At 37.9% G+C, this 18,286-nt stretch carries 13 protein-coding genes and 1 tRNA gene; 3 read left to right on the forward strand and 11 right to left on the reverse strand.

Translation table 11 applies throughout. From position 1 onward, the window contains the following. The first annotated feature begins 12 nt into the window (after positions 1-12). Together NPX98_RS04505 and NPX98_RS04510 are read left to right on the forward strand one after the other, a co-directional pair. Positions 13-663 (forward strand): hypothetical protein, encoded by a 651-nt coding sequence (locus NPX98_RS04505; protein WP_269022913.1) that lies wholly within the window; start codon positions 13-15, stop codon positions 661-663. Between the two features lie 463 nt (positions 664-1,126). Beyond that, positions 1,127-1,200, forward strand: a tRNA-Met gene (locus NPX98_RS04510). A 774-nt stretch (positions 1,201-1,974) separates the two neighbouring features. Here NPX98_RS04510 and NPX98_RS04515 read toward each other — a convergent pair. From NPX98_RS04515 to NPX98_RS04565, 11 genes are all read right to left on the reverse strand, one after another. Then, positions 1,975-2,751 (reverse strand): ABC transporter ATP-binding protein, encoded by a 777-nt coding sequence (locus tag NPX98_RS04515; RefSeq protein ID WP_269022915.1) that lies wholly within the window; start codon positions 2,749-2,751, stop codon positions 1,975-1,977. Next, positions 2,738-3,622, reverse strand: coding sequence for an ABC transporter ATP-binding protein (locus NPX98_RS04520; protein ID WP_269022916.1), 885 nt, complete (start codon positions 3,620-3,622; stop codon positions 2,738-2,740). Before NPX98_RS04520 ends, NPX98_RS04515 begins: the two co-directional genes overlap by 14 nt. Next, on the reverse strand, positions 3,615-4,544 hold the full coding sequence (gene nikC, locus NPX98_RS04525; protein ID WP_269022918.1) for a nickel transporter permease: 930 nt from the start codon (positions 4,542-4,544) through the stop codon (positions 3,615-3,617). Before nikC ends, NPX98_RS04520 begins: the two co-directional genes overlap by 8 nt. 2 nt (positions 4,545-4,546) lie before the next feature. Further along, positions 4,547-5,623 (reverse strand): ABC transporter permease, encoded by a 1,077-nt coding sequence (locus NPX98_RS04530; protein ID WP_269022919.1) that lies wholly within the window; start codon positions 5,621-5,623, stop codon positions 4,547-4,549. A 542-nt stretch (positions 5,624-6,165) separates the two neighbouring features. Next, positions 6,166-7,782, reverse strand: coding sequence for an ABC transporter substrate-binding protein (locus NPX98_RS04535; RefSeq protein ID WP_269022921.1), 1,617 nt, complete (start codon positions 7,780-7,782; stop codon positions 6,166-6,168). A 436-nt stretch (positions 7,783-8,218) separates the two neighbouring features. Then, on the reverse strand, positions 8,219-9,874 hold the full coding sequence (locus NPX98_RS04540) for an ABC transporter substrate-binding protein (RefSeq protein WP_269022923.1): 1,656 nt from the start codon (positions 9,872-9,874) through the stop codon (positions 8,219-8,221). Between the two features lie 415 nt (positions 9,875-10,289). After that, positions 10,290-11,912 (reverse strand): ABC transporter substrate-binding protein, encoded by a 1,623-nt coding sequence (locus tag NPX98_RS04545; RefSeq protein ID WP_269022925.1) that lies wholly within the window; start codon positions 11,910-11,912, stop codon positions 10,290-10,292. Positions 11,913-12,613: 701 nt separating this feature from the next. Next, positions 12,614-13,240, reverse strand: coding sequence for a DNA-3-methyladenine glycosylase I (locus NPX98_RS04550; RefSeq protein ID WP_269022926.1), 627 nt, complete (start codon positions 13,238-13,240; stop codon positions 12,614-12,616). Then, positions 13,218-14,837, reverse strand: coding sequence for an exodeoxyribonuclease VII large subunit (xseA, locus tag NPX98_RS04555; protein WP_442864466.1), 1,620 nt, complete (start codon positions 14,835-14,837; stop codon positions 13,218-13,220). Before xseA ends, NPX98_RS04550 begins: the two co-directional genes overlap by 23 nt. A gap of 462 nt (positions 14,838-15,299) precedes the next feature. Continuing rightward, positions 15,300-16,100, reverse strand: a complete 801-nt coding sequence (locus NPX98_RS04560) for a TIGR02186 family protein (RefSeq protein WP_269022928.1) — start codon at positions 16,098-16,100, stop codon at positions 15,300-15,302. 2 nt (positions 16,101-16,102) lie between these two features. Beyond that, positions 16,103-17,023 (reverse strand): sulfite exporter TauE/SafE family protein, encoded by a 921-nt coding sequence (locus NPX98_RS04565; RefSeq protein WP_269022930.1) that lies wholly within the window; start codon positions 17,021-17,023, stop codon positions 16,103-16,105. Between the two features lie 467 nt (positions 17,024-17,490). On the opposite strand from NPX98_RS04565, the gene NPX98_RS04570 reads away from it, so the two are divergent. Next, the gene (locus NPX98_RS04570) at positions 17,491-18,237 is read left to right on the forward strand and encodes an electron transfer flavoprotein subunit beta/FixA family protein (protein WP_269022932.1); all 747 of its coding nucleotides are present in this window, start codon (positions 17,491-17,493) and stop codon (positions 18,235-18,237) included. Positions 18,238-18,286 lie beyond the last annotated feature (49 nt).

Raw genomic sequence — 18,286 nt, forward strand, 5'->3', positions numbered from 1 at the left:
AAAAGAAAAATTATGTTTATGCAATCAATTCTTTTCTTTATTCTTGGAGTTGCCGGCACTTCTTGGATATTGGTGCTTATCGCCCCTCTTATTTGGCATAGAGCTCTCCACTTCGCACATAAAATCGTTTCTACAAAAGTTCCGTTATCAGTCACTGAAATACAAGCGAACTACGACTTTATCTGTGCCCAACATTCTGTAGAATTGGTACGTAATGAGAAAAAATATGATTCTTTGCAAAAAAAATACTCTCAACAAAAAATACAACTTAGCCGAGTTAAAGAGCAGCTTTATCAATTGCTTTCATCCACAAAATACACCTCCCATCCTCTTCATGCAACAGAAGTGATCACGGAAGAAGGCAAACTAGACGCTCTCACCACAAACACTTTCATAACGGAAATAAAAGCTATGCGAAAAAAAATAGTACTCTATCAACAACGCTTACAAAATATTCAACTTGATAAGCTTGACTCTGCTTTGAGTCATCAACTCCTACATGAATTGCGTGAAGAAACAAAAGAATTAGCAGCCACACTAGCCGCCCAAATAGCTATGAAAGAAGGCCAAAACTCGCCTATCAACACATTGATTAAAGACTCTAAAAGCGAAAATGATCTTGCAGCTCGCATTCGCAAAAAAACAGATTATATAAAAAAATAGCCCCTACATAAATCAGATTTTCAAGACAGCATAAAACAAAGATCTGAATCGACGAGCATAAAAGGCAACTTTATTGACTGCTATTTTATTATATTTAAACAGAAAAACATTAAATAAACATCCAGAGATGATCTGCACACTGTTGGAATATCAGAAAAAATCATCAGCTGCAATATCCCCATGTCATGTATGCTTGCAAACGCACAACACAATCAGCATCAACACTAAAAATTACTACTAAAACTCCAAGACTGTGGAGGATTTATATATAATCTCCACCCAAACAACCGCACCCTAAAACCACTACCTGTGGCCCCATTTTTATGCCTTATTCTAAAAAAAACACTCTATATCGAGGATGAAATAGAATGACAAGAAAAAAGCTTAAAACGATGCTTGACATTTTGCTACTCTACCCCTTATACCCGCGAGTGATAAAGCTATTATATAGTATTTTTATTTCGGCGAAGTAGCTCAGTAGGTTAGAGCAGAGGAATCATAATCCTTGTGTCGGGGGTTCGAGTCCCTCCTTCGCTACCGTTTCCTTTTTATGTAGTGTTTTTCAAAGAATTTCTGGTTAGTTAATTTTAATTTTTTTATTGAATGCCTTTCAACAGTTTGTCATCGTAAACTGAAAAGATGAGCTAAAATCGGTAAGAGGACTAGAGAACTTTTATAGCTACCCGTCTTAACCTATCAAGGGTTATATTACAGCGAACTTACGCACCTACACGCTTGGTAGCTCTTTAAAGAAAGATTAACGTTACGTAAAAACAATATAATGTTATATGTCAGCGCTATCACTTTAATTTCTTCGCATTTTGCTTACATAAGAGAAAAATCATTATAAATGAACTTTCTCCCTTATCTTTTCTCTTAAACAAACACTGCTCAGCAATACTCAATAAAAAACAGTATGAAGGAAATACGTGTCATAAATAATAATCAAAAATTTTCCACATCCAACACATAACCAATACGCCAAAAGCAGCGGACAGATAAACTAAAGCCGTTACCATAAAGAAAACCTTTACTTTACATACATCTAAATCCTAAGTCCCTATGATAAAAATTATTAAAGATAGAATCAACATAAAAGAAAATAAGAATGCAGTACTCATAGGAAAATACTGTATTCAGCAATTACAATCAAACAGAGACTACACAGTATTCATAACCACATAAACAACAAACAATGTTGATGCTAAAACTTTAAACACCAAGCTTATGCTGAAAAATATGCGCATGTAAAAGCGACTCCAAATCAAGAACACTTTCTCTGTTTCGCTTCTTCATAAACAATAATCAATCTCACTTTTCTTTACAGGCAATGGATTCAATACTGGCCGCAAAAAATATCTTTGTATAGTCGTTTTTCGCGCGCAAATGACGTAAATCATTGTTGCTTAATTCTTCGGAAATACTCCCCTTATGCATCATTCCAACGCGACTACATATATGTGCAATGACAGAAAGATCATGGGATACCATCAAATAAGTCAGTTGCCTTTCTTCCCGTAACGACTTCAACAAATTCAAAATTTCAGCCTGTACCGATACATCCAATGCAGATGTTGGCTCATCAAGCAATAAAACTTCTGGCTCAATAATCAAAGCACGTGCAATGGCAACACGCTGACGCTGACCACCAGATAATTCATGCGGATAACGATAAAGAAATGAAGCATCCAAACCAACAGAATACACAGCATCACGCACCCGTTCATTTTTATTATCCATACCGTGAATTGTAAGAGATTCAGCAAGAACAGTATGAACCATCTTCCTAGGATGAAGTGAAGCGTAAGGATCTTGAAAAACCATTTGAATACGGCGCAAAAAAGCTTTGTCTCTCTTCTGTGACACTTCTGTTCCATCAAAAATGAAATGCCCACTATAATGGGGAATAAGCCCAACCAATATATTCAAAATAGTGGATTTTCCGCAGCCCGATTCACCAATCAAGCCATAAGCCTCACCGCGCTTAATATGAAAATCAACATTTTTGACAACCGTAACTGCCTCGTTCCCGCAACCGAAGGTCACAGACAAATCAGAAACATCAATGATATTTTCACAACTGGTCATGATAAGCTCCTTCGATACCATTAACAAATGTAGGACCATGCAACCATTCAGGATCTCGCTCAGGAACAGTTAAAACATCAACCTGTTTATCAAGCCGTGGCAAACTAGCCAACAAAGCCTTAGTATAGGGGTGACGCGCGTGAGATAAATCACGTGCAGACAATTCTTCCAACACACGGCCAGCATACATCACCAAAACACGATCACAAAAATTAGCAACGACATTCAAATCATGACTAATGAAAATAAGCCCCGTTCCAGACCTTGTCACAAGCTCATCTAATATCGTTAAAACCTGACCTCTTACAGTGACATCAAGTGCAGATGTCGGCTCATCTGCGATAATTAAATCAGGCTCAGGAATGAGCATCATAGCAATCATAACCCGTTGCCCCATTCCACCAGATATTTCATGAGGAAATAACCGCATAACATGTTCAGGATTGCGGATATGAACAGATTCCAACATAGCACGTGTTTTTTCCCATGCTTCCTTTTTTGAAACACGATAATGAATACGGTAAGCCTCAATAATCTGATCCCCAATCCGTATCAATGGATTAAGCGAATATTTGGGATCTTGCAGAATCATCGAAATACGTCTTCCCCGAATAGTATGCATCTGAGACTCACCTGCAGCCAATAAATCAACATCACCAAAACGCATTTTTTTGGCTTTAAGAATTGCAGATTTTGGACTCAATTTTAAAATTGCACGTCCAATCGTTGATTTTCCAGATCCTGATTCTCCAACAATGCCAATTTTTTCTTTTCCTATAGAAAAACTAACCCCACGAACCGCATCTAAAATGCCACGTGTTGTAGAAAAAGAAACACGTAAATCTTCTATTTCTAATATTTTTTTATTCATTACGCGGATCCAATATATCACGAAGTCCATCACCTAAAAGGTTGAAAGCAAGGCTTGTAAGCAATATTGCGCAGCCCGGTATCACCGCCAACCACCAACTCGTCATCATAAAATCACGGCCTGTCGAAAGCATTGCACCCCATTCAGCACTTGGCGGTTGGGCACCCAACCCCAAAAAACTAAGACCAGATGCTGTTAAAATAATCGAAGACATACTCAATGTCAGCCGTACAATAACGGAGGGAACACACATTGGCGCAATATGAAAGAAAATAATTCGCCAAGCAGACGCACCTTGCAAATAAACTGCAGACACATAATCAGATGAACGTATCATCAAAGTTTCAGCACGCGCTAAACGCGCGATCGACGGCCATGCCACAACTGAAACTGCAATGGCAGCATTTTCAATGCCAGGACCTAAAGCCGCTGAAAAAGCAAGCGCTAAAATCAAACCAGGCAGCGCAAGAAAAATGTCTACAATACGCATCAAAGCAGTATCAACCCATCCCCCTATATAACCGGCTGCAGCGCCTACAATTAAACCTATTGGCCCCACGATAATCGTCGTTAAAAACACAATGTAAAGGGTGATACGTGCCCCAAAAACTAAGCGACTAAAAATATCACGCCCTAATTCATCCGTTCCTAAATAATGCTCTCTAGATGGAGGCTGTAATCGATGAGCAAGATCGTTGCTAAAAATATCATAAGAAGCAATCCAAGGCGCAAAAATCGCACACAAAATAACAACAACGAGAATGGAAAGGCCAAATAAAGCAGAATAATTACGAAAAAATTTTCTCACTGAATGATAAATTTTTTGTGCATTTGCCTGAACTACTGACTGTGGAACGGACTCCTTTAGCCAGCATTTCAAAGAAAACGACGACTGCGATTTATTATTATGAGTTATTAACATATTCAACGTGTCCTCGGATCCAAAGTGCGATAAAGCAAATCACAAAGTAAATTAATAGCGATAAAAATACATCCTATCAGCAACGTGCCGCTTACAACTACATTCATATCTCCTGCCAAAAGCGCAGTGACTAAATAACGGCCAAAACCAGGCCAAGAAAAAATAGTCTCCGTCAACACAGCACCTTCTAACAAAAAAGCATAAGAAAGCGCAACAACAGTGATAATTTGGACAGAAGCGCTACGGAAAGCATGGCACCAAACCGTCCGACGCCACGACAACCCCTTAACACGCGCAGTAATGATATATTCTTGATTCAACTGTGCAACCATAAAACCACGAGTCATACGACTAATATAAGCCATAGTGCCAGAAGCTAAAATTAAAGCAGGCATGATAATATGACTAAAAGCGTTGCCAAAAGCTTCCCACTGACCCTGCATAGCAGTATCCAAAAGGAAAAAACCTGTCTTAGACTCAAAAGAATATTCATAAATAAAATCAATACGCCCCGGACCACTAATCCAACCAAGTTTAGCGTAAAATATCAATAACGCCATCAATCCAAGCCAAAAAGTTGGTGTTGAATAAATGATTAATGTAAAAACACGGACGAAATAATCAATAAATGAATTGCGATACATGGCTGCAAACACACCAAGGGGAATCCCAAAACCCGTGCCAATAATAACAGAAACTGTAGCAAGCTCTAATGTTGCAGGAAATACACGTAGAATATCTTCTAAAACAGGATGCCCCGAAGTCAAAGAATCCCCAAGATCAAACGCAAAAATATTCCAAATATAATTCCAATATTGGATGATTAATGGCTGATCAAAACCCAATTTATAATACATTGTATCATAAACTTCCTGACTAATATTATCACCTAAAATAGCAAGAATAGGATCTAAAGGGAGAAGACGACCAATAAAAAAAGTAATTGTTACCAAACCAAGTAATGTCATAAAAACTGATAATAACAACTTAAATGCTTTGAAAAAAAACGCTAACACATGCAGATCTTTTTTCTGCTTATGTGGAATTGCACTATCAGATTTTGAAAATGACGAAGTCATTGTAAGCTCCCCTACACACTTATCACATATAAGTATGGCGGACTTTTCCGCCACACAGTACATAAATTTGAATCATACACAGTGTACGACATTCATTTATCATGATCATCGTCTATGCTTTTCTGCCTTATCATAGTAAAATACAAAGAATTTTCAAAAATCTTTTTACAGTCACTGCAATCCCCTTTTTGGATTTTACTCCAAATTTTGCAAAAAAGAACCTGTGAATTCTTCACTTTCTCTCGCATAACAGCGCAATATATTGGCTTTAACACCGAACTAAATTAAGTTCCATTATCAATCTCTGCACGCTATATGATTAAAGCTATAGAGCACCCATAACACATTAGCAAGTGCTTACAGCTCTGCATATCAAATTGTAAAACAATTCGATAAAGGCACCAAAAGACTTACCAGATGTTGAGAATGATGAAATCACAATAGAAGCGCTGATATATTTCAGCTATAAGTATAGTGGATTTCTCACCCATATAAAATGAACCTAAATCTAATATATGATCTTTATCGCCATACTATGGCGATTACTTTTCTACCTTATTGTAGTACAGTTTAAAGCTATTCCAAACCCAGTTTTTCACCGCAGGACCGACACCAATAGTATAATATGTCTGAAATATATGATTTGTTGGACCATGCTCAAACATATAGCGCTGTAAATCACGATACATCTCAAGGCGTTTGTCGTGATCTTTCTCAAACAAAGCACTCATCACCATTTCATTTGCCTTCGCATCATAATAGCCAATCCGCCAAGCAGAATATCCCCTATTGTTTTCAGCAAATGTTGGATCCGGATTGTAAAGGTGGTGCAAAGACGGTGCATGGCCATCAGGATAAACTGTACTCCATCCCATAATAGAGATGTCATATTTTCCAGACCGTGAACGGCTTAGTAATTGAGATTGTGCCATTCTTTCAATTGTAAGATTAACCCCAATTTTACGCGCATTTTCCTGGATAGATTGTGCAACAGGTGACATATAAGGAAGACTTCCAATCATAATATTAGCCTTAAAGCCATTTGGATAACCAGCTTCTGTTATTAACTGTTTTGATTTTTTGAGATCCAATTCAAATGGCATCCCCTCTTTTTCATCCAAAGCACCCGGAATACCCAATGGCATATAACTTGCACGAGGAATCCCAACACCCTTCAAAACAGTTTTACCAAGCTTGTCATAATCAATCAGATAACGAAACGCCAATCTCACTTTTTCATTAGACAAAATTGGATGTTTATTATTTAAAGCCAAATAAATAGACCGTGGTTGCAAAATACGATTAATTTTGATCGAACCGACCTGTTCTTCAATCAGACGCATATCCTCTGAAGATAAATCACGCGCTATATCTGCATCACCTTTTTCCAAAAGAAATCTCTGACTTGCCGATTCCACAACATGACGCACCAAAATGTTTTTAAGTTTTGGTTTTTCACCCCAATAATTTTCCGCAGCCTGTAGCTCAACACGATCACCTGGATTCCAACGAAGCAACTTGTAAGGCCCTATACAAGCCGAATGCGTGGTTAAATATTTGTTACCCATATCACCATCAACAGCATGTGCTTCAAGTGTTTTCCGATCAAGAACTGCAGAACCATAGGACGCCCCAATAACAGACAAGATAAGATTGATGGGATAAGGCTTATCAAATATTATCCTCAAAGTCTCATCATCAAGAGCTTTGATGTTTTCATCAACATTATCCACGTTAAAGCCATAACTCGCCAAAAGTTGAGAATAGCTCAACTTTAATTTGACAAGTCGATGCATAGACCATGCGAGATCTTCTGCTGTCCCTTTCCTGCCGTCCTCAAACTTTAAGTCATTACGAAGATGAAAAACAACCGTTTTCCCATCATCCGAAACATCCCAAGATTGAGCCATAGCAGGACGAATTATGCCCGGATTATCTTGATCATATTCTACCAAGGAGCTGCACATATTGGCCAATAATTCACTCGTTACAATTTCAAGAACTTGTGCTGGATCAAATGTACTGATTGCATCAATATTCCACGCCATCACCAACGTATCTTTGAATGATGTGCTTAGCGCCATCGTCGGATACCCGCTAAGAAAACTAATGATTCCTAATACACCATAAAATCTCTTTAATTCCCCTTTGGTTTTCACTGCATCCCCTCCTTGTGCAATTTGGCCACATCATGTAAAAAAAAGCATCGACGAATTCTTCATTCGCCTCTTCACGATGGCACAACACACAAGATCATCCATCCCAAATTGAATGCTTATGTTTGAGACTATAGACCCTCTCTAACATATTAGCAAGGATCTTAAAGCATGTTATCTACTATATCATGTATATTACACTCATTGTATCCACTATATTATGAACATTAATCAAAACCGCAGAAACAGCCCCATCTCACAAATTGATATTCAACATCACTCGAACCATTTCATGTAGATTTATACAGCTACGACACTTGTTCTATCCGCTATGGCCAACAGTCAAACCACCGCAGCCCTCTAACTTATGCAATATAAGTCTGGCAGAATTCCATGAGATACAGCAAAATAATTTTAATCAGATATCACCATACATCCTTTAGTCGCCATGTGAGTGTGCGTATTTTTCTATATCACTGTAGTAAAGCCTAAAACTATTCCAAACCCACCGCTTAACCGCAGGTCCCATACCAACGGTATAATATGTCTGAAATAAATAGGTCATAGGACCATGATCGAACATATAATGCTGTAAATCACGATACAGACCAAGGCGCTTATTTTGATTTTTTTCAAACAAAGCATCCATAACCATTTTATTGGCAGTCTCATCGTAATAACCAGCTCGCCAAGCTAAATACATACTATGCTTTTTAGTAAATGTTGGATCAGGATTAAAAACATGGTGAGACGAAGGTGGATGACCATCAGGATCAGCTGTATTCCATCCCATAATAGCAATATCATAATTCCCATTACGCACGCGGCTCAATAATTGAGCTTGTGCCATTTTTTCAATTGTAAGATCAACGCCAATTTTACGCGCATTTTCTTGGATAGATTGTGCAACAGACGACATGTAGCTCAGACTGCCAATAAAAAAATTGGCTTTAAATCCGTTTGGGTAACCTGCTTCACTTATCAATTGTTTTGCTTTTTTGAGATCTAGCTTAAACGGCACCCCCTCCCTTTCATCCAAAGCACCCGGGATACCCAATGGCATATAACTCGCGCGAGGAACAGCAATACCTTTTAGAATAGTTTTACCAAGCTTGTCATAATCAATCAGATAACGAAACGCCAATCTCACTTTTTCATGAGCAAAAATTGCGTTCTTATTATTCAATGACAGATAAATAGATTGAGGCCGCAAAATCCGGTTAATTCTAATCGATCCTCCCTGTTTTTCAATGTCTAAAATATCTTCCGAAGAAAGATCACGCGCTATATCCACATCACCCTTTTCTAAAAGAAATCTCTGGGTTGCTGATTCAGCCACATGAAGAATTACAATCTGCTGATTTTTTGGCGCATCTCCCCAATAATGTTGCGTAGCTTGTAAAACAACTCGTTCCCCCGGTATCCAACGAGCCAATTTATAAGGGCCAACACAAGCCGAACGCGTCGCTAAATATTTATTCCCCATATCACCATCAACAGCATGTGCTTCAAGAAGCTGCCGATCAAGCAAAGCAGAAGCATAGGATTGACCAATCATAGTCAAGATAAGATTAATAGGATAAGGCTTATCCAACTTCAGCTGTAAAGTTCTATCATCAAGAGCTTGAATATCTGTTTCAATATTGTCTTTCGTAAATCCATAGTTCATCAAAGATTGAGCATAACTCAACCCTAATTTAACAATCCGCTGCATTGACCAAGCAAGATCATGTGCCGTTGCTACGCGCCCATCATCAAATTTCAAATTATCACGAAGGTGAAAAACAACCGTTTTGCCATCATCCAAAACATCCCAAGATTGAGCCATAGCAGGACGAATTTTTGTCGGATCATGCTTATCATATTCTACCAACGCACTACAAATATTGGTTAATAATTCACTGGTAACAACTTCAACCGATTGTGCTGGATCAAAATGGCTAATTGAATCAATATTCCACGCCATTATAAACGTATTTTTCAATGGCTCGCGCATCACTGGCTTGCTCTGCGCTATCGGCATGATCCCACTTAAAAAAACGATAAATCCCAATAAAAAAATACAAAAATTCCGCAAAATGCTTTTTATTTTCATTCCATTTCTACTTTCTGAATTACACCTTGGTATTTCCATACAAAGCATCAATGAAATTCTTTGCTTTCGCACGGCAAAGCAATATATCAGCTTTGCCCCACCCCAATAACCAGCTCTATAATCGAGCTATAAATGACCTTTAACATATAAGCAAGTATCTCCAGACACATTATATGCTATACGTTTAATCTATAAAGCTTAAATAATTATGCTATTTTATATGATCAAAAGAAAAATATTGAAAGAGAGCAATAAATGCCACCGTCTGTAAATTAGGCTATAAATAGCCCCCACACACCTCTATACTTAAATTGCTTAAAACAACTTTTATACAGAGTTATGTAGAGGGATATCTTTTTTACGCACAGTACAATCATTTTTTAGATTTTACTGCACTTAATATGTCTCATATGCACTATTTTTCAATTGAGCTATAAAAAATACGTGATGCACTGTTCCAAACCCATTTTTTTATCGAAGCTGAAACAGCTACAACATTATATGGCTGAAAAACAAAGGCATAAGGCCCTTTTTGCATAAGCTCACGCTGCAAATGGGCATAGATTTTCATCCGTTTTTGTGGATCTTTTTCAAATAATGCATCTTCAACCTGCTGATTCATGTCTGGATCAAAATATCCATTTTGCCAGCTAGGATAAGCTATATTTCTAGCCTCAAACCGATTATCAGGATTATAAATAACACGCGAAGCCATCGTATGAGGATCTATCGATTCATTGTTCCATCCTATAAAAGCTGTATCAAAAGCACGTGCATAAACTTTTGAAAATAATTGCGTTCCTGCAATACGCTCAATTTCAATGCGCACACCTACTTTTGTAGCATTATCTTGAATAGACTGAGCAATCGCTGAAGCATAAGGAGATGTTCCCACCATAAAACCTATCTCGAATCCATCTGGATAACCTGCTTCGGTTAAAAGCTGTTTCGCTTTTTGAATGTCTAACTCAAAAGGCTGCCCTTCTTTTTCATCCAAAGCACCTAACATCCCGATAGGAAGAAAACTGGAACGCGGAACACCAAAGCCTTTGAAAACCGTATTGCCAAGCCCCTCATAATCAATCAAATAACGCATAGCTAAACGGACTTTTTCATTGGCAAGAATAGGGTTTGTTGTATTGAACCCCCAATAAAACATAGCAGGCAATGAAACCTTTTCCACTCTGATATCCGTTGTAGCTTGTAGATCTTCTAAAGCATCCTGCGTCAAATTACGCGCTACATCAATATCGTTTTTTTGCAATAATAAGCTCTGTGTACCCGACTCAGAAACATGACGGATAAGAATTTGTTTGAGTTTAGGTGCATCTCCCCAATAGTTGGGATTCGCACGCAGCAAAACTGCTTCTCCAGAACGCCAACTTGCCAACGTATAGGGTCCAACACAAGCCGAATGCGTGGTTAAATAATGATTTCCAAGATCACCATCTTTTTCATGTTTCATAATTGTTTCACGATCAAGCAACAAAGAAACACGATTAGCGGCAATATTGCTAAGAATAAGCTCCCCTGGATAAGGCTTATCAAATTTCATGACAACAGTTTTGTCATCTGGAGCCTGAATAGCATCATCCATCGTTTGTACCGTAATACCATATTCTGTAAACGTTGCCGCAGCTGCCATATTCAATTGAATAACCCGTTTCATACTCCAAACAAGATCATGAGCATTGGCAGGACGACCATCGAAAAACTTTAAATCATCACGTAAATGAAAAGTAATTGCCGTATGATCATCGCCTGAAATCTCCCAACTCTTTGCTAAACTTGATACCATTTTAGTTGCGTCACTTGGATCAAGATCAATCACACTATCACAAATATTGCGAATAATTTCTTCACTATAAACATCATTTATCTGAGCAGGATCAAATGTACTAATTCCATCAATATTCCAAGCCATCACGAGCGTATCAGCAGGTGTTTTTGCCGGTACTTGTTGTAAAAACATACCCATAGCGATAAGAGCAGAAATAAAAGAACTGCTCCCCTTCAAAACTTTTTCTTTAACTTTCATAAATTTTTCCTTTTCATCATATAATTAGCTATTTTGTGGTGGATTTGTAGGTTTATATCAACCCAAAATACCCTTTCGCTAGAAAGCTGGATTTTGAGACGCGAGTCGATTATTGAGATTTTAAAATACGTGAAGCTGTTTTATGGAGACACGGTACATGTCATCAATATCACTTTAAACCTGAATTCCTGACTCCACCATGGAAGAGATAAAAACTTGTTTAAGCTTAGCCCCCCTCAATAATTGAAATGCTTACACAAAAGAATCACTTCTTCAAAATCCGCGTATCAGCCTGACGATGCTGAACACAAGAAACAATCAGTGACTCAATCAAACCTCACAATCAAATCTTTTGTATATTTGATAAGCAGTGTAGCATCAAAAAACAAAGAAACACTATAAAAAGCAGTGCTCTTAAAGTCAAAAAATTTCACAAAAAATCTTATAAAATGTCAAAAAGCACAACAATTTATAGAACTTCTGCAAAAATCATTTTTGGGAATCCTTTTCTAATAGTTCCTTTTCATTAAATTGTACCTTGATAACATTTGATCTAAAATTCTACAGTCAACAGGGTAAAGAAGTTGATGCACCCATTATCTAAGTATAGAAAGATTCTTGACATTCAATTTGAACGAAAACACTGTCTTAACCAAAAAGACATTGGCAACTTTATGCCACTGAAATAATTTTTAGCAACTTTATCGACAAAAACACCCTTCAAGATGATCGTTGACAATCCCCACTGCCTGCATAAAAGCGTAACAAATAGTAGGACCAACAAATCTCCAGCCACGTTTCTTTAAATCTGTCGCAAGACGAATGGAAGCTGGCGTCATAGGATTAGCTTGCCATATCTGAAAATCCATTTTTTCAGGAAGCTCAGATTGCAACGGCTGAAAAAACCCAAAATAATGAGATAGACTGCCACATTCAGCTATAATCTCCTGCGCCTTAATGGCATTATTAATCACCGACCGAATCTTCCCTTCATGACGAACAATATTTTTATCATGCAGCAATCTTTCTATCTTGGCTTCATCATAAGCAGCAATTTTTCCAAAATCAAAATCATCAAATGCATGACGAAAATGAGCAATTTTTTTTAAAATAGTCAACCAAGAAAGCCCCGCTTGAAAACCTTCGAGACAGATTTTTTCAAACAAACAGCAATCATCAAAAACAGGTTTTCCCCATTCATTATCATGATAAGCGCAATAAAGCGGATCAGTCCCTGCCCATGAACAACGAACTTTTCCGTCTACACCCATAAGGAGCCCTGCCTCAAGCATTGAATTTACCGTATCAAAAGAGTGTTCCTTGATCATCTTCCTGCGTCTTGGTTCGTTTGGTTTTTAAGGATTGACTAAGAGTACGATCACATGTTGAAACGCTTATGTTGCCATCATAAAAATGTAAGTTGATCTGACCCGTTTCAGGCAAATCTAACAGCCGTTTAATCGGCTTATCATCTTTCCCAAACGCCAAAACAAAACCACGCTCTAAAATCTTCTGATAAGAATTGCTTTTTAAAAGCCTACACACCATCTCCATCTGAGCACGTTGTTTTTCAACTTTACGCAAAAAAGCGCGATGCAGACGCACCGTATATTCCTTCATGCTTTGTTGTGCCTTTTCACTATTCAATAAACGTGAAGAAAAACGACTACCAAGTGCATAGAAAAAATCACGTTTTTTATCGTAGCTGATACAAAGAGCACGTTGCAATCTAAATACCACTTCCATCTGAAAACGTTTTATTTCAACATTGCGTAAAAAAGCACGTTTCAAACGCACCGTGTATTCTTTCATGCTTTGTTGTGCTTTTTCACCATTCAATAAACGTGGAGAAAGACGGATACCAATTGCGTGAAAATAAAAATGCTTTTTATCGTAGCTGACACAAAAAGAGCGCTGCAAACGACTTGAAATGTCATCAAAACCACGCCGCGACAAAGCAAATAACTGATCAGAAGTAGGAAGACCACGTACCAAAGTACGCAATTTTTGTTGATAAGAATCAAAACAACGCGCAAGTCCCATGCGAAGACGGGCACCAAGTGATGCAACTTGCACTTCAAGATCAAGCTTAACCGGAACAGCCTTTTCTGCTGCTCCTGTAGGCGTTGGTGCCCGCCAATCAGCAACATAATCAATCAAGGTCCAATCTGTTTCATGACCAACTGCAGAAATAATCGGAATAGTAGATGCACTAACAGCGCGAACCACCGATTCGTCATTAAACCCCCACAAATCTTCTAAACTACCACCCCCACGAGCAACAATAATCAAATCAGGCCTTACGACAACACCATCTAAAGGAAGCGCGTTAAATCCTTCAATAGCAGCTGTTACTTCTCGACCACTCGTTTCACCCTGAACCCGAACAGGCCATACCACAATATGCAAAGGAAAACGATCTGATATACGATGAATAATATCGCGAATAACAGCTCCTGTTGGTGATGTCACAACGCCTATAGTTTGAGGCATATAAGGCAAAGGTAACTTCTTTGATGTATCGAAAAGACCTTCATCGGAAAGCTTTTTCTTACGATTTTCTAAAAGTGTCATCAAAGCGCCAACTCCCGTTGGCTCGAGGGTGTCAATGACAATTTGATATTTTGATGACCCCGGATAAGTCGTCAGCTTTCCTATAGCGATCACTTCCATCCCTTCTTCAGGAGGAAATTTAAGTTTTCCCATAGTGCTGCGCCAAATAACAGCCTCTAAACGAGCTTTATCATCCTTCAAAGCAAAATAGGCATGACCTGAAGCATGCACGCCATGATAACCCGATATTTCCCCACGTACCCGCACATAACCAAATTTATCCTCAACAACGCGTTTTAAAGCACTCGCTATTTCAGAAACACTGAATTCTGCTATATTTGTTGCAACGGGCTTTTCAGTAAATAAATCCATCATATCTTTAAATTCGCCTACATTGAAACATTCAATCCTAACATCTACACAAACACATCTATACCGGAATGAATAACATCCTTATAAGATAGGATATCGTGAAACCATATTCTATGCACAACATATTACGCGCCTTCAATAGGTTATAAACTCCTATCGAAATCGAGTCCTACAAATAGGAGTACAATGTGCAAAAAAATCCTTCTGAAACTCAAGAAAAAACCGCGTTCACTAATAAAAAACATATTGGTCATATGACCTAAAATCCCAACCAAACACATAAAGGAAGAACTCGCTATTCTTTCTCTGTTATCTTTACACCTTTGTATTGTGGTTATAGCCTATTCTCAGCCACATCAAATGAACGATTTTTTTTAACTCGGTAAATAACAGGATTTGTTATCTTTACAAACTGCTTCCATATGTTCTTTACAGCAAAAAGAAAGTATCTTAATCTTTCTTTTAAGTTTTTCGAAAAATCAAACGCGATAAAAAACCTGTAACCACAGCCAAAAATACGGCAGCTATTCCATACAAAACACTGTGTTTGTGTGCCCCGTAGAAAATAGTATAGGCAATATGCGCCTTAACAATTTCAAGAGTTGTTGTTGCACTGTCAATAAACTGACCATCGCGGAAAAGATAAGCACGCACACAATAACGCCCAACAGGAACATTTGCAGGCAACGGAAAATACGCTATAAACAACGAGCCAGAGTTAAAATGAACCCTTCCGATTCCCTCACTATAAAGTTTTTTAGCTTTTTGCAACTTTATCAACTCATCCCGAAAAACTTGGATTTTCTCTTGATCCAATTCATCCGTCTGCAAAAAAAAATAGGACAATCCTAAGCCTAATCGTTTATAGACTTCAGCGCTAGTAATATCACGAATATCACGTGTCGTCGCTATTGAATAAAATACAGGAGCATTTTGAAAAATCAAAGAATCTGCATTAACCCAAACCCCAGCATTTCGCTTTTTTTCCCGTATGATAATCGGTCGAGATTGCCCCTCCAAACTAACAACGACATCATAGCGATTTTGTTGACGAAACAACGGATTCATATTTTCCAGAACACCCGCAATATACAGATCACGACCAGAAAAATTTGCACCAACCATTATTGTATTTGTTGTAACGATAACTTGAATAGTTTCACGAGAAATGGGGGCTATTTTTTCACCAGCGTGTACCAAGGTAGAAAAAAGAATGACACAAAACCAGCTGATAATGATATATAAGGGAAATAAGTGACCCATTTTTATCTCATAACAATGGTCAAAGAAAACAGATTATCGGGACGTATAAATAATTGGAATGCTAAACGCATACAAACAATTAAGACAAGACACGCAAGTGCCATACGTAATTGTTCAGCATTTAATTTTCGTCCTGCCCATAGTCCATATGGTGCACCGATACCTCCACCAACCATAAGTAAAAAAGCTAAAACAATATCAACAGACTGATTACTCACACTTTGCAAAAGTGTGGTTAAAGCCGTTACAAACGTAATTTGAAAAAGTGAAGTTCCAATCACGACACTGGTCGAAACGCGCAAAAGGTAGATCAATGCTGGCACCATAATGAAACTTCCACCAATTCCCATAATAGAAGATAATAACCCAACAATTAATCCAATCCCTAAAACTGGAATAATGCTTACGTAAATCATCGACGTCCGAAAACGCATTTTGAACGGCAACCGATGAATCCAATTATGCTGACCAGGACGGCGAATACTGATTTTTTGTCCTCTACGCTGCCGCAACATAGAAGACCAACTTTCAATGACCATCAAGCTTCCCACACTCCCAAGAAGCACCACGTAAAGGAGAGAAATAATTAAATCTAACTGTCCTAATTCTCTCAGAATAGAGAAAATTTGAATTCCGACCAAAGAGCCGATTCCTCCTCCAATCGCCAAAAGAATACCAAGCTTGATATCAAGGCTACGTCTTTTAAAATGCGTAATCGCCCCTGTCACAGATGATGCAATCATCTGATTGGCCCCTGTTCCAACAGCAATAGCGGGAGGAATATTACAGAAGATCAATAAAGGTATGATTAAAAAACCACCACCAACTCCAAAAAGACCTGAAATAAAACCAACAACCGCCCCCATACCAATCAAGATCAGTATATTAAGTGACATTTCAGCAATTGGTAAATAAATACTCACTTATGGGACTTTCAATACACAATTTGAGGTTTGTTTTAGATAATTTGCAAATCCTACGTTAATAATCTTTGTTGCATTTTTAAAGTGACAATTTCAAATATTACATATAATCCTTATAAAGCTATTAAATTTGGGGCACTCTCTCTGTTTATCTCTGTATTAACTTATTAAGAAACAACATAAAAGTTATAAAAACGAGATCAACTTGCAAAATTACAAAGACATAAACGTTCTCATGACCGTAAACGCAGTAACTAAAAAGCGTAGCGGAACTTTTTTACGTAATAACTCCAACAAAATGTCCACAGTTAACACTCACTTATTCTTCCAGATGAATAACAGAATACAAAAAACGCTGTAAAGTTTATATAATTAAAAAACCAATTATGGTAAAGATTCAGTTTTTAACGATTTAGTTTCTCATAATTGTTACTATAAACTTATTCGTATAAACAAAGAGGATCATCATGAAAATAATTGTCGCTGTCAAACGTGTTGTTGATTATAATATCAAGATACGTGTTAAACCTGATGGCTCAGGTGTTGATCTGTCTCATGTGAAAATGTCTATGAATCCTTTTGATGAAATCGCTGTGGAAGAAGCAATCCGCCAAAAAGAATCCGGTAAAGTTTCAGAAGTTGTTCTTGTTTCAATTGGACCAGAAGCAGCGCAAGAAACCTTAAGAACAGGACTTGCAATGGGTGCTGATCGCGCTATCCTCGTAACAACTGAAGAAACACTCGAACCCTTAGCAATCGCAAAAACGCTCAAAGCCATTATTCATGAAGAAAAACCAGATATGGTCTTTTTAGGCAAACAAGCCATTGATGACGATAGCAACCAAACCGGTCAAATGCTCGCAGCTGTTCTTGGTTGGGGGCAAGCAACTTTCGCCTCGCATCTCAACATAGACAACAAACATGCAACCATTACCCGCGAAGTGGATGGCGGTACACAAACTATTTGTCTGCCTCTGCCCATGGTTATGACCGTTGATTTGCATTTAAATGAGCCGCGCTATACCTCTCTTCCCAATATTATGAAAGCTAAAAAGAAATCTATTGAACAAAAGGCTATTGCTGATCTTTGTGTAGACACACGAGCGCGTTTAAATGTGCTTAACGTTGAAGAACCAAAACCCCGTCAAACTGGAGTAAAAGTAACCAATACAGCAGAGCTAATCAGCGAGCTAAAAAAAATCAATCGCATTTAAAATGCAATAAAAATTTAGCAAATAACAATGCATAAAAAGGAAATAATTT

This window comes from Bartonella sp. A05, from assembly GCF_026930145.1.
In the GTDB taxonomy this organism is placed as follows: Bacteria; Pseudomonadota; Alphaproteobacteria; order Rhizobiales; family Rhizobiaceae; genus Bartonella.